General features: G+C 61.8%; 9 protein-coding genes. 7 read left to right on the top strand and 2 right to left on the bottom strand.

Annotated features, from left to right (window positions below; all coding sequences use genetic code 11):
* Positions 1-63: 63 nt before the first annotated feature.
* The 6 genes from ABIB60_RS19910 to ABIB60_RS19935 all read left to right on the top strand — a co-directional run bounded on the left by ABIB60_RS19910 (position 64) and on the right by ABIB60_RS19935 (position 8,713).
* Positions 64-498, top strand: coding sequence for a RidA family protein (locus tag ABIB60_RS19910; RefSeq protein ID WP_354582131.1), 435 nt, complete (start codon positions 64-66; stop codon positions 496-498).
* A gap of 38 nt (positions 499-536) precedes the next feature.
* Positions 537-1,655, top strand: coding sequence for a hypothetical protein (locus tag ABIB60_RS19915; protein WP_354582132.1), 1,119 nt, complete (start codon positions 537-539; stop codon positions 1,653-1,655).
* An 81-nt stretch (positions 1,656-1,736) separates the two neighbouring features.
* Positions 1,737-3,614 carry a MutS-related protein gene (locus ABIB60_RS19920; RefSeq protein ID WP_354582133.1) on the top strand — a complete coding sequence of 626 codons (1,878 nt, stop codon included), beginning with the start codon at positions 1,737-1,739 and terminating at the stop codon, positions 3,612-3,614.
* A 199-nt stretch (positions 3,615-3,813) separates the two neighbouring features.
* A complete protein-coding gene (locus ABIB60_RS19925; RefSeq protein ID WP_502915140.1) occupies positions 3,814-4,725 on the top strand; it encodes a bestrophin family protein in 912 nt (303 codons plus the stop codon).
* A 238-nt stretch (positions 4,726-4,963) separates the two neighbouring features.
* On the top strand, positions 4,964-6,514 hold the full coding sequence (locus tag ABIB60_RS19930; protein WP_354582135.1) for an FAD-dependent oxidoreductase: 1,551 nt from the start codon (positions 4,964-4,966) through the stop codon (positions 6,512-6,514).
* A 75-nt stretch (positions 6,515-6,589) separates the two neighbouring features.
* Complete coding sequence (locus ABIB60_RS19935; protein WP_354582136.1) at positions 6,590-8,713, top strand: FUSC family protein; 2,124 nt, start codon at positions 6,590-6,592, stop codon at positions 8,711-8,713.
* A gap of 97 nt (positions 8,714-8,810) precedes the next feature.
* Here the strand turns inward: ABIB60_RS19935 and ABIB60_RS19940 are convergent, their stop codons facing one another.
* The gene (locus tag ABIB60_RS19940) at positions 8,811-10,286 is read right to left on the bottom strand and encodes a M28 family metallopeptidase (RefSeq protein ID WP_502915141.1); all 1,476 of its coding nucleotides are present in this window, start codon (positions 10,284-10,286) and stop codon (positions 8,811-8,813) included.
* 239 nt (positions 10,287-10,525) lie between these two features.
* Between ABIB60_RS19940 and ABIB60_RS19945 the strand changes: the two genes are divergently transcribed.
* Positions 10,526-11,794 carry an MFS transporter gene (locus ABIB60_RS19945; protein WP_354582137.1) on the top strand — a complete coding sequence of 423 codons (1,269 nt, stop codon included), beginning with the start codon at positions 10,526-10,528 and terminating at the stop codon, positions 11,792-11,794.
* 243 nt (positions 11,795-12,037) lie between these two features.
* Here the strand turns inward: ABIB60_RS19945 and ABIB60_RS19950 are convergent, their stop codons facing one another.
* Positions 12,038-14,098, bottom strand: coding sequence for a S9 family peptidase (locus ABIB60_RS19950; RefSeq protein WP_354582138.1), 2,061 nt, complete (start codon positions 14,096-14,098; stop codon positions 12,038-12,040).
* Positions 14,099-14,135 lie beyond the last annotated feature (37 nt).

Below are 14,135 nucleotides of genomic sequence, written 5' to 3' on the forward strand. Positions count from 1 at the left end.
ACCAGCCCCGGCCTGGGTTTCCGGGTGATACGAAAAGAACGGCTTTTCGGTAGATTTGACGCTATGCAACCTGACGTAACTTCCGCCGCCCACCATTCTGGCCGCGCCCCCGAGCCGGTGGGCCTGTACCCGCATGCCCGCCGCGTGGGCAACCTGCTGTTTCTCTCGGGGGTCGGTCCGCGCCAGCGGGGCCAGCAGCAGGTGCCCGGCGTGGAGCTGGACGAGCAAGGCCGCATCCGGCGCTATGATTTCGAAAGCCAGTGCCACGCCGTATTCCAAAACGTGCGCTACATTCTGGAAGATGCCGGGGCCCGCTGGGAGGACTTGGTAGATGTGACGGTGTTTCTGACCAATATGCGCGCCGATTTCGCCACCTACAACCGCCTCTACGCCGAGTATTTCCAGACCAACCAGCCTTGCCGCACCACCGTCGAAATCAACTGCCTGCCCACGCCCATTGCCATTGAGCTGAAGTGCGTAGCGGCCCTGCCGGGGTAGGGGAGCAGTCGGTTAGGTATTGTATAGAATAGAGCTACATGAATATTTATACGAAAGCCGCCGCCGCGCTGCTGCTGGCGGTGCCGGGCCTTTCTCCGGCTGTCCAGGCCCAGAACGCGGGTCAGAATACGGATACCTGGGCCCAACTTCGGAAAGAGCAGGTGGCCAGACTGCAGGCCCTGACCGGTACGTACGAGGGCCAGATTGGGGGCAAATACGCCATCCGGTTGCAGCTCAGCCCGGGCGAAGCCGATACGCTGCTGACGGGCACGTACTACTATCTTTCCAAGGGGCAGCCCTTGGAGCTAAAGGGCTTTACCCGACCTAGCGTGCCGACCCAGGCCCTGGAACTGCGCGAGAATACCCTGGCAAATGCTCAGGCTACTGGCTGGTTCACCATCGGCCTCAGCAACGTGAATGGGCCGGAGTTGTTGGGCCAATGGTACAACGCCTCCGGCACCACACTACTACCCGTGAAGCTCCAGCGAGTTGGCGGTGCGGCCCGCCCGGCGGGACTGGTAGCCTATATTACTCCTAAAACCTACCTCAAGTCGTTTCGGGTGCCGGTGGTAACGGTGCCGGATGCGGGCGTGAGCCGCCTGCTGGCCCACGTATTTTCTCTGCAAAACCTGACAAACGACGACATAGCCGGCTTGCAGGAGCAACTGCAGGAGCACCAGGGCATTCAGGGTGCAGAGTATACCGAAAATTACAATGCTCAGGGCCTGCTCAGCCTCACGGCCCAAAACTATGGCCAGGGTGCCAGTGCCTGGTACGACGACCGAACCTACAACCTGGATTTGGTAACCGGTTTTGCTATTCGGCTGGCCGACGAGTTGAAGCCGGAATTGCTGCCCCAGTTTCTGGCGCTGGGGCAACGGAAACTTGCGGTAAGGTCCAAAGAATGCGTGGCCGAGCAGGGGGATTTCCTATCGGCCGAAGACCAGGCCGGGGTGCTCAGCCAGGAGTTTTCCCTGCGCAGCACCGAAGAATATACCATCGGCACCGGCGGCCTCGTGTTCGACCACCCGGTGTCGTATGATGGCCTGTCTAATTATATCTGGAAAACACTGCGGGGCAACTTTCAGGTGACGTTTACCTACGCGGAGCTCACGCCCTTTCTGAAGCCCAGCAGTCCCTTGCGCCGCCTGTTGTAACTGGAGTTCAGGCGTGTCTCGGTATTCGGGAGGAAAGCACCACATAGCCGTACCTTTGCAGCTTCACCCGTTTCTGCTGCCGTGCCTGTTTCCGCTGATTTTCGCAAGCCTACCGTTGCTCCCGCCGAGCTTTTTCAGGAAAATCTGACTCACCACACTGAGCGGGAGAGTTACTTTGCCGGCCGCCACCGCTTGGTGGCTCTGGTGCGGCTGCTGGTGTTTGGTGGGGCCGCGGTAGGGGCGTGGGTCCTGTTCAGTGCTGATGCAGTTCTGGCCGGTTTTGGGGTGATACTGGCCGCGTACCTGCTCTTTCTGGGGCTGGTGCAGTGGCATAGCAAGGTAGGCTACCAGCGGGAGCACCACCGCCTGCTGGCCCAGCTGAACCGCGACGAGCTGGCCCGGCTGGAAGGCAAGCTCAGCGGCTTCGACCCCGGTTTGCGCTACCTGGATGCTCAGCATCCCTACGCCGCCGACCTCGACGTATTTGGGCCGCACTCCGTGTTTCAATTACTGAACCGCAGCACCTCCCGCCTGGGCCAAGATTGGCTGGCCGGCTGGCTGCTGGCCCCGGCCGCCCCGGCTGCCGTGCGGGAGCGGCAGCAAGCCGCCGCCGAGCTGGCCCCCGATGTGGCCTGGCAGCAGGAGTGGCAGGCCCGGGCCCGCCACTATCCGCGCCAGGAACAGGACCCCCGCGAATTCTCCGGCTGGCTGCGTACCCCCGATTTTTTTGCGGGTCGGGCGTGGCTGCTGCCGCTGATGGCCGGGCTGCCGCTGTTAGCCGTGGGGGCGGTACTGGCGGCACTCAACGGCTATGGCAACCTGTGGCTGCTGCTACTGCTGCCAGCGGTACTGCTCAACAACCGGTTTGCCGCTGTGCGGGCCGAGTATTACCAGCAAACTACGACCATCCGGGACGCGCTGCGGGCCGCCCACGACCAACTGGCCCTGTTTGAAGCGGGCCAGTGGCAGAGCCCCCCTCTGCGCCGCCTGCACCAGGTGTTGTACGAGACGGGTGGCACGGCAGCCGCGCAGCTGCTGAGTCGGTTGTCGGGAGTGGCCGGGTGGTTTTCGGCCCGCCAGAATCCGGCCGTAGCCGGTGGGCTGAATACGCTGCTGCTCTGGGATTTGTGGGGTATGTGGCAGCTGGAACGCTGGAAGCGCCGGTTGCAGGGCGGTCTGGAGCCGCTACTGGAAGCCGCCGCCGAGCTGGATGCCTTGGTGAGCCTGGCCGCTTTCCGGGCGGCTAACCCCACCTTTGCCGAGCCCGACGTGACGGCCCCGGCCCTTACCCTGGAGGCTAGCCAGCTCGGACACCCGTTATTATTCAAGGGCGAGGGAGTGCGCAATGATTTTCGGACGAGCGGAGCCGGGCAAACGGTGGTGGTAACGGGCTCCAATATGGCGGGCAAAAGCACTTTCCTGCGCACAGTAGGTTTGAATTTGGTGCTGGCTCAGGCGGGGGCGGTGGTGCCGGCTCAGGCGCTGCGCTGCGGCCCCGCCCAGGTGTTTACCGCCATGCGCTCCAACGATAATCTGGCCGAAAGCACCTCCTCCTTCTACGCTGAGCTGAAGCGCCTGCGCCTGCTGCTGGACTTGACGGACGGCCACCCCGCCCCGTCGGCCGCATCCCCGATAACAAACAACCAAAAACCAATCTTCTACCTGCTCGATGAGATTCTGAAAGGTACCAACTCCGAGGACCGCCACCGGGGAGCCCGGGCCCTGGTGTACCAGCTGCGCCACCGCGCCGCCAGTGGCCTCATCAGTACCCACGACCTGGAGCTGGCCGCGCTGGAAACCGATTTGCCCGCCAACGTGCGCAACGTGAGCTTCAACAGCTACCTCAACCCCGATGGCACCCTGCGCTTCGACTACCAGCTTACCCCTGGCATGTGCCGCTCCTTCAACGCCAGCCAGCTTATGCGCCTGATGGGCATTGTGGTAGACACTGAGGCTTAATGAAGCCGAATTACAGTTGAGCAACTTGTACCGGGGGGTACTGCGTAAGCACGTACAGAATTGCCGGGTTTAATAGGAGGTTAATGTTGGCCCTCTACCTTGCCGGCCGATCCTGCTTCCCTCACGCTCACCCCCTCGCTCTGTGTACATTCGCGAAAATCTCCGCTGGCATATTATCTGGAAACTAGGCTGGAAATCTGTGGCCGTCTTTACGGTGTACAGTGCCCTTGTTTGCCTGGTTTATGGCCCTCTGAACTTTCACTCGGTAGCCATTCCGTGGCAGCCGGTGGCCACGCTGGGTACGGCCGTGGCGTTTTATATCGGCTTTAAAAATAACGGCTCCTACGACCGTTTCTGGGAAGGCCGGCAGCTGTGGGGCGGTATCGTGAACAGCAGCCGTACCAGCGCCGTGCAGATTCTGGAATTCGTTACCTCGGTGGTAGATGCCCCCGGTGTAGATGCGCCCGCCGCCTCGGCCGAGGAGCTTACCCAGCGCCACCGCCGCATGGTATACCGCCAGATTGCCTGGTGCAACGCCCTGCGTATTCACCTGCGCCGCCAGCCTGAACAGTGGGATGCGGCCGTGGCTCCCTTTCTGGAAGAAGAGGAATCGGAAAAGCTGCGGCAACTGGCCAACCCCCCGGCCCAAATTGTGCGGCAGCAGGCCGCCGAGCTGCGCAAGCTGCGCGAGGAGCGGGGCCTGCTCAACGATTTCCAGCACGTGACCATGATGAACACCCTGGAAGTGCTCTATAACCTGCAGGGTGGCTGCGAAAGAATCAAGAACACGCCGTTTCCGCGCCAGTACGCCTTTTTCAGCATGGTGTTCGTGTACCTGTTTACGGCCCTGATGCCCCTGGGCCTGGTTACCGAATTCGCCAAGATGGGCCCCAACCACATCTGGCTCACGGTGCCGTTTTCAGTGCTGGTGTCCTGGGTGTTTTCTACCATCGAAACCGTGGGCCACAGCAGCGAGAATCCGTTTGAAAACAACATGAACGACGTATCAATGACGGCCATCTGCCGCTCCATTGAAATTGATCTGCGCCAGATGTTGGGCGAAACCGAAGTGCCGCCCAAGCTGGAGCCGGTAGAGGATATTCTGTACTAGCGCAAGCGGAGGACAGACAGCTGGACCGTGGACGGGCCAACGGGAAATATGCCCCGTTTTTTTGAGAAAGACCATCATACAGCGCCAATGGCAATGTGTGATGGTCTTTTTATTTTGTGTATAAAAAACTGAATTTTTGGAGGTTACGGGCGAAAAAGACCTAGCTCGGCGTTAACCCGCCGGAACCGGGCGGCGTAGGTTTCTGCATACTCATCCTGCCACTCTACGCCTCCGTGCTATGCCCCGCTTTTCTCCTGCCCTGACTTCGGGTGCCACCGTTTCTTCGTGGTTTGCCACCGCCGACGCGCTGCCTTCTTTCCAGCCGCTTCGCCAGAATAGCACTGCCGATGTAGTGGTAGTGGGCGGCGGCATTGCTGGCCTGACCACGGCCTACCTGCTGGGGCTGGAAGGCAAAAAAGTGATAGTGCTGGAAGACGGGGAGCTGGCCAGCGGCGAAACCGGCCGTACCACCGCCCACCTCAGCTTCGCGCTTGACGATCGGTACACCACCTTGGAGCAGCTGTTCGGCAAGGAAGGAGCCCGCCTGGCCGCCGACAGCCACCGCGCGGCCGTAGACCGCATTGAGCAGATTGTGCAGCAGGAAAACATAGCCTGCGACTTTGAGCGCCTGCCCGGTTACCTGTTTCTGCCCAAAAACGGCACTACCGAGGAGTTGGATGAGGAGCTGGCTGCTGCCCACCGGGCAGGACTGAGCAAGGTGAAGCGCCTGCCCGATGCCCAGGCCACGGGCTTCCAGACGGGAGAGTGCCTGGTATTTCCGGAGCAAGGGCAGTTTCATATTCTTAACTATCTACGGGGGCTGGTGCAGGCCATTGAGCGGCAGGGTGGCCGCATTTTCACGCGCACTCACGTAACCGGGGTAGAGGGGGGCACCACGGCACGGGTATTGTTGGCCGAAGGGCTGAAAGTACAGGCCCAGGCGGTGGTAGTGGCCACCAACACTCCGTTCAACGACCGGGTGGTGATGCATACCAAGCAGGCTCCCTACCGCACCTACGTGGTGGGCGTGCGGGTGCCCAAAGGCTCCGTAACCAAAGCCCTGTACTGGGACACTGCCGACCCCTACCACTACATCCGCCTGCAGGAAGTACCCGGCGCCGACTACGACTTATTGATTGTGGGCGGAGAGGACCACAAAACCGGCCAGGAAGAACATCCCGAGGCGCGGCTGCAGTGCCTGGAAGAGTGGGTAACGGAGCATTTTCCCACGGCCGGGCGGGTGGAGTACCGGTGGTCGGGGCAGGTAATGGAGCCTACCGATGGGCTGGCCTACGCCGGCCGCAACCCCCTGGATAGTGAAAATGTGTACATCATCACCGGCGACTCGGGGCACGGCATGACGCACGCTACTCTGGGTGCTATGCTCATTACCGACCTGATAGCGGGCCGGGAAAATCCGTGGGCAGGCATCTACGACCCTGGCCGCGTTACGCTCAAGCCCGAATCCATCAAGGAATTTGTGCGGGAGAATGTGAATGTGGCAGTTGAGTACACGGAGCTGTTGACTGGCGGCGACGTAGATACGAGCAAGGAAATTGCGCCCGGTACCGGGGCTGTAGTGCGGCGCGGCCTCAGTAAAGTAGCCGTGTATCGTGATACCAAAGGCCACACGCACGAGTGCTCGGCCATTTGCCCGCATCTGGGCTGCGTAGTGCACTGGAATGGGCTGGAAAATAGCTGGGACTGCCCCTGCCACGGCTCGCGTTTTGATGCGTTCGGGAAACTGGTGAACGGCCCCGCCAACTCCGATTTACCACCCGTTGACTAACTCCGCCGTCGTACCTTGCACCCCCGAATCAGGCCCGCTACGTACAAGCTGGGTCTACTTTTCGGCGCGGCTCCCATGAACGAACGACTCCGGTCCATTCGGTACTTTTTTTCCAGTCAGGAATTCTCCGATGGTGTGCGTACCACGCTGTCCATTTTGCTACCGGGCCTGGTACTATCGGTCTTGGGCGACCTGGAAACGGGCCTTACGGTATCCTTGGGGGCGGTGTGCGTGAGCTTGGCTGATATGCCGGGCCCTCCTGTGCACAAGCGCAACGGTATGCTGGCCGCCACGGCGCTGGTGGGCCTGATGGCCTTGGTTACCGGGTTTATTCAGCCTTACCCCGTTCTGCTGGGCATGGTGCTGGTGGGGGCGAGCTTTGTGTTTACCCTGCTGCTGGCCTACGGCAACCGGGCCGGCACGGTGGGCACGGCGGGCCTGCTCATTATGATTCTGATGCTGGACCGGCCCTTGGCCCCACACCAAGTGTTACCGCATGCCGGCTACATTGTGCTGGGTGGGTTGTGGTACGCGGGTATTGCAGGCCTGCTCAACCAGCTGCGCCCGCACCGGGTGGCCCAGCAGGCCCTCGGCGACTGTATCCGGGCCATTGCCGATTTCCTGCGCCTCAAGGCCGAATTCTACCGTACCGGTACCAACCTGGAGGCCGACTACCGTCGCCTGGTGCAGCAGCAGGTAACCGTGAGCGAAAAGCAGGATGCCGTCCGTGAAATCCTGTTCAAAACCCGCCAACTCGTGAAAGACTCCACCGGCACCGGCCGCCGCCTGGTGCTCACCTTCGTGGATCTGGTAGACCTCTATGAGCAGATTACCATCACCTACTACAACTACGCCGACCTGCACCGCCGCTTCGAGGCCAGCGGGGTGCTCGATGCCATTGCCCACGAAATTGAGGAACTGGCCGCCGAGCTGGAAAGCATCGGCTTCGCCATTCAGGCCAATCACGGCCACACGTCCCGCCGCGACTTGCCGGCTGGGCTGGAGCGGGTGAAAAGCCGCATTGATGCCCTGGAAGACCCCGCCCGCCCCGGCCATACCCGCATGCTCAAGAAGATTCTGGTGAACCTGCGCAACCTCGTGGGCCGCCTCCAGGATATTCTGGCCTACTTCGATGCCAACTCGCCGGTACCGGCCGGGCGGGAGCTGGAGTTTGGCCGCTTTGTAACCCACCAGAGCTTTGATTTAAAGGTGTTGCGCGACCACCTGACCATGCGCTCGGGTATTTTTCGCCACTCGGTGCGCATGCTCATTGCCTGCTCTATCGGGTTTATCGGTACCAAACTGCTGCCCGGCCACCACAGCTACTGGGTGCTGATGACGATTACCTACATGCTCAAGCCCGCCTTCAGCCTCACCAAGCAGCGCAACGTGCAGCGCGTGCTGGGCACGCTGGCGGGCGGCATTTTGGGGGCGGGCATTCTGTGGCTGATTCCGGACCGGCAGGTGCTGCTGGGCATTATGGTGGTATTCATGGTGGTATCCTACAGCTTTGTGCGCATCAACTACCTGGTTACCGTTACGTTCATGACGCCGTTTATTCTCATCCTGTTCAGCTTCCTGGGGCTGGGCTACGTGCAGGTGGTGGAGGAGCGGGTGTTTGATACGGTGCTGGGGTGCCTGATTGCGTTTTCGGTGGGCTATCTGCTGTTTCCAAGGTGGGAGTCCGACCAGTTGCAGGACTATTTCGTGGCTGTGCTGCGCGCCAACCTCAAGTACCTGCGCACGCTGCAGGAAGTACTCATCGGCTCCCCGGTGGCGCTGGTTGACTACAAGCTGGCCCGTAAAGAGGTATATGTGTCGTCGGCTAATCTGGGGGCAGCTTTTCAGCGCATGATGTCGGAGCCCCGAGCCAAGCAGCACCGGCCCACGGAGGTGCACGAGTTTGTGGTTCTCAACCACATTCTGTCGTCCAACGTGGCCTCCATCACCACCTCCCTGCTCAACGGCGAAACCCGACCCAATCTGCCGGCCAGTGGCCTCAAAAACCTGCGCCAAGCCCAGCAGACCCTGCACCGCAGCCTCCGCCGCCTCGACCTCAAGGAACCCGAAAACCTGCCCGCCGACCTACCCACGCCCGCCCCCGCTCACCAGCCCGATGCCCACTTGGGCGAGCAGCTGGAGTTTATTCAGAAGGTAAGCAGTGACATTGGCAAGGTGACGGAAGCCGTGCTGAAATAAAGTGTCATTCCGAGCGAAGCGAGGAATCTGGGTAAATCCACAAGATGGTACACCCAGATTCCTCGCTTCGCTCGGAATGACAGTCTCAACGTATCATTTACCGCTCCAGCTTGAAGCCTGGTTCCCGAGCGGGTGGGGCAGTGCGGTTGGCCACGGCCCAGCCGGTGAGGTACATCCACTGCGTCATGCGCAGGAGCTTGGGGTAGTTGATGCGGTTGGCTTCGTCCTTGGGCGTGTGGTAGTCTGGGTGGAGCCAGGAGGTGTACATGACGGCCGGAATGCCCAGGCGGGCGTAGGGCAGGTGGTCGGAGCGGAAGTACCAGCCCTCGGGGTGGGTGGCCTGGTCCCACTTGGTATCCAGCTTAAACTTGGGACCCTGTTGGTTAGCCTCCAGGGCCAGGTTAACTAGGTCGGAGGAGTTGCGGTGGGGTGGAATGGAACCCAGCAGCGCGGCCGAGTCGGGGGCGTTGCGGCCCATCATTTCGGCGTTCAGCACGGCCACAATGCGTTGTTGAGGCACGGTGGGCTTGGCCGAATAGTAGCGGGAACCCAGCAAGCCCCGTTCCTCAGCCCCGTGAAACACAAACAAGGCGGAGCGACGGGCCGGCTGCTGCTTGTAGGCCCGCATAATAGCCAGCAAAGCCGCGCAGCCAGTGGCATTGTCGTCGGCCCCGTTCCAGATGGAGTCCCCCTGCACGGCCTCGCGCACCCCGTCGTGGTCCTGGTGGGTGCTGAACAGCACGTATTCGTTTTTGAGCTGGGCATCGGTGCCGGGCACAGTGGCCACAATGTTTACGGAAGGGTACTGGAACGACTCGGTGCGTAAATCAGCGGTGAACTGCTGGCCGGCCTGCTGCGCCCAGCTCAGGGCGCTACTAGGCAGCAGCAGGGTAGGGGCGGTAGTGACGGCGGCCACGTTGGCGTCGCCGGGCAGACCATAGCGGCCCCGCTCGTAGGTGTGGCCCCAGTGCTCGTAAATGTTCTGGGCCCGCTCATCAGCCACGAACACCACGGCTACCGCCCCGGCCTTCAGCAGCTCCGCCGATTTTTCGCGCAGCACTTGGCTCAGGTAGCGCCGGAAACTCATGTCGGACGCGGGCTGTCCCGAGAACAACAGGGCCACGGCCTTGCCTTTGATGTCAGTTTTGGCTAGCTCGGCGGCCGTGCCGGTGCCCACGTACACCAGCGGAGCCTGCATGGCATAGGTGGTGGGCGCAAACACCAGGGCATCGTGGTTGGGCCGCAGTTGGTGGCTGCCGATGCTCAGGCGGCTGCTTTTGGTGAGGCGGGTACGCTGTAGATTAAAGAACTGGAAGAAGGTGCCGTCGTCGCCGGCGGGCTGCAGGCCCAGGGCGCGCATCTTCTCGGCCAGCCACATACTGGCCCGCAACTCATCGAGGGTGCCGCCCTCCCGGCCGCGGTACTTGTCATCGGCCAGCGCAAACAGGTCGGCTTTGATATCGGCCTCCTTAATGGCGCTGAGGGAATTGGCGGGTTTTTTCTGGGCCGGTACCAGCAGCGGGGCGGTGGCCATTAAGCCGACCAGGAGCAGGCGAATAGTAGCGTTAGTCATACAGTTTCTCTCGGTGGTTCACAACTGAGTGGCGCAGGGTCTCGCGGTGGTCGGGCACTGCAAACCACTGCGCCGCCTCCCCGCGGAACCCTGCGTGGAAAAGGAAAGCTACGCCAAAAAGCCTCGTTCACCAATGAATAAGTGGGGCTTGCCGGGAAGGAGTAGCTTGGGTGGTCGGCTCCGTGCAGGCGCGGTGCTATATTCAGGTCCATCTCGATCCTGCTTTACCTTCTATTGTTGTGGCTGCTCTGGTTCTGCGCGAAAGTACCCGCCTGCGGTATTTCACCTTTTTCTACCTGTACATCATGCAGGGCATCCCGGCGGGCTTTGGGCTGACGGCGGTAGTGAATTACCTGATTGGGCAGGGACTGGATGCTCCCGTAGTGGCTTCGTTTTCGGCGGCCGTGGGCTTGCCCTGGACGCTGCAGTTTGTGTGGGGGCCGCTGATTGACAAATACCAGGAGTCGGTGCTGGGGCAGCGCAAGCAGTGGGTGGTGCTCACGCAGCTGGTGGCAGTGCTGGCCTCGTTGCTGCTGCTGCTCGTGCGCGACCCCGCCGCCCAGCTCCGGCTCATGCTGCTGGCTTTCGTGGTGCACAGCGTATTTGCCTCCATTCAGGATGCCAGCGTGGATGCCATTGCCATTGCCGTGGTGCCCGAGACCGAGCGGGGGCGGGTCAATGCGTTTATGCGGGGCGGTTTTCTGCTGGGTTCCTCCCTGGGGGCGGCTGGCCTGTCGTGGATGCTGCACCGCTACGGCTTCTTTCAGGCGGCGCTGGCGCAGTCGGGGGCCTTGCTGGTTTTTACGGTGCTTACCTTCTTTATCCGGCTGGAGCGCACCGACCAGTTGCTGCCCCGCTTCGGGGCGGTGCCCGCCCCGGCCCGCCGCAACGTCGATAATCCGCCCGTAAGCTGGCTGTTTCGGGAGCTGCTGCGCGCCATGCTGGAGCCGCGGACCCTGCTGCTGTTCGGCATCATTGCTCTTACCTACCTCTGCTTCGGAGCCTTCGGGTGGGCCTATTCCTACCACCTGATTCAGCGCCTGCACTGGGCCGATAGTGAGGTGTCGATTCTGCAGGGCAGTTGGGGCAGCGTGGCCACCCTCTGCCTGATTGTGGCCGGGGGCGTGCTGGCCGACCGCCTGGGTGCGGCCCGGCTGCAGCGCTGGGTGATGCTGGTGTTGGGCAGCTTTCTGCTGGTGTTCTGCGCCCTGAGCTTCACCTGGCACTCCAAACCCGTAGCTACTCTGGGCCTGCTCGTCTGGAACATGGCCGACCCCAGCCTGAGCGTAGCCGCGCTGCCCCTACTTATGGGTCTGTGCCGCCCCCGCATCGAAGGCTCCCAATTCACCACCTACATGGCTTTGGTGAATCTGTGCGGGGTGGCGGGCTCCTACGTCACGGGCTGGGCCCTGAAGGTAATGTCGGCCCCAGTACTGGGCTTCGGGTGCGGCTTGGTGGTGCTCGTGTTATTGCTCTGGCTGCGGCGGCTGCCCCGGCCGGTTGCCTAGGGGCTTTACCGCCGTGGCAATTTTACGGCTAGCGTGCCGGTCTGGCGGGCGGAGCCCGTCGGGCCGGTTGCCGCGTGCTGAGGTGGTGGCGTGTCGTTCAGGTGTCAGCTGGCTTCAACCGGCCCGACGGGCTCCGCCCGCCGGACCAGAGGACACTGCGCGGTATCTGCCGTGCAGCTGGCAGAAAAGCAAAAACGCAAGCCCCGTTGCCAGAGCTTGCGTTTTGGGAGGTGAATCGGGCTTCTACTTCGTAGCGGAAGCTTCCGGCTTGAGCGTGCGGCCCAGCCAGTCGAAGAACACCCGGTTCCAGAGTACCGAGTTCTGGGGTTTGCCAATCCAGTGGCCTTCGTTGGGGAAGTAGAGGAAGCGGCTGGGAATACCGCGCAGCTGCGCCGTGCCAAACGCCTCCATGCCCTGGCCCTCGGGCACCCGGAAGTCCTTGCCCCCGTGAATCACCAGCAGGGGCGTATCCCAATTTTTGGCGAACAGCTGGGGGTTGAAGTCGGTGTAGCTTTTATGCTGCGGCGTTTCCCAGGGTGCTGCCCCGATATCCTGCTTGGCGAAGAACATTTCCTCGGTGCTGGGGTACCAGCTGGTAAGGTTGTAGAGGCCACAGTGGGCAATAAACGTCTTGAAGCGCCCCTCATGCTTGCCGGCCAGCAAATACACCGAGTAGCCCCCGTAGCTGGCTCCCACGCACCCCAGGCGGGCTTTGTCCACGTAGGGCTCGGCACTCACGGCGTCAATGGCTGAGAGGTAGTCGCGGATGGGTTGCCCGCCCCAGTCGCCGGAAATGCTGTTGTTCCACTCCGTGCCGAAGCCGGGCAGGCCGCGGCGGTTAGGCGCCACCACGATGTAGCCGTTGGCCGCCAGCAGCTGGAAATTCCAGCGGTACGAAAAGCTTTGGGTAATGGGGCTCTGGGGGCCGCCCTGGCAGTACAGCAAGGCCGGATACTTCTTGGCCGGGTCAAAATCAGGCGGATAGATAACGTACACCTGCATTTGCTTACCGTCGGTAGTACGCACCATACGGGCCTCGGTTTTGCCGGTTTTCACGCCGGCCAACTCCTGCTCGTTGATGTTGGTCAGGGCAGTTTCGCGGCCGGTTTTCAGGTCTACGCGCACCAGGTCGGCGGGGGTAGCCTGGGTGGTTTTGCTGACGATGGCCACGCCGGGGCCGGCCAGCTCGAAGCTGTTGTAGTTGAAGGCCCCGCGGCTCAGCTGCTGCACCTTGCCGCCCTTAGCCGGTACGCTGAACAGCTGCTCGGTGCCTTCCAGCGGACTCACGAAGTACAGCGTTTTGCCATCCAGGCTCCAGCGCACATTGGCGGCGGTTTGCTCCGAGCCCTTGGTTACGTCCTCGCGCTTCTTAGTCTTGAAATCATACACCACCACCCCGTTGCGGTCCGACTCGAAGCCCGGCGTGGCCATGCTCAGCCAGGCTACTTTGGTGCCGTCGGGCGAGAAAACCGGCTCGGTATCGTAGCCGCCCAGGCCCTCGCTCAGGTTCTGGGTCTGGCCGGTGCGCACGTCGTAGAGGTAGATGTCGGAGTTGGTGCTTTCGGCCTCGGCTTTGCCTGTGAGCTTGCGCGAGGTGTAGGCCAGCCGGTACCCATCGGGCGCGAAGTTCAGCTGCTCCGAGCCGCCCAGGGGCTGCAGCGGCGAATCGAATTTCTCCCCGGCCATTACGTCCTTGCTGTAGCCGGTGGGCTTGCCATCAGCTCCCAGGGGCTGGAAGAATACGTGCGAGGCTTTGTAGTCGTCCCATACGTTCCAGTGGCGGTAGTTCAGGTCGTCGATGATTTTGGCGTCGGCCTTGGGCAGGTCGGGGTACCAGTCCTGCACTGATTTGCCGGTTTTCACGTCCTGAGTGTACAGCATGAAGTTGCCCTTGGGAGCCAGCTTTAGGTTGTTCAGGCCCTCCTCGGGGAACTGGCTCAGCAGCTGCTTGCCCGAGCCATCGGCGCTTATCACGTAGAGCTGGTCGGTGCCGCTTTCCCCACTCAGAAAGGTCAGCTTGCCATCGGGCCGCCAGTTCAGGGTATTCTCCGAGACGGTAGGCGTGCTGGTCAGCTGACGAGGCGCGCCGCCCGCCACCGGCACCGTCCAGATATCGGACTGCCCTTTGTTATCGGCCAGGTTGTAGCGCGTAACGGTGTAGGCCACGGTTTTGCGGTCCGGCGACACCTGCATTTCGCCCAGGCGGCCCAGCTTCCAGAGCAGCTCGGGAGTATATACGCTGCCGGTTTGGGCAGCGGCGGCCAGCGGCAACAGCGCCAGCGCGGTCAATAGGTTTCGTTTCATGGGCTAAATTTAGGCGGTGTTGCAGAAAGCGCGGCAC

Origin of the sequence: Hymenobacter sp. UYP22 (assembly GCF_040547285.1) — a bacterium.
Taxonomy (GTDB): Bacteria; Bacteroidota; Bacteroidia; order Cytophagales; family Hymenobacteraceae; genus Hymenobacter.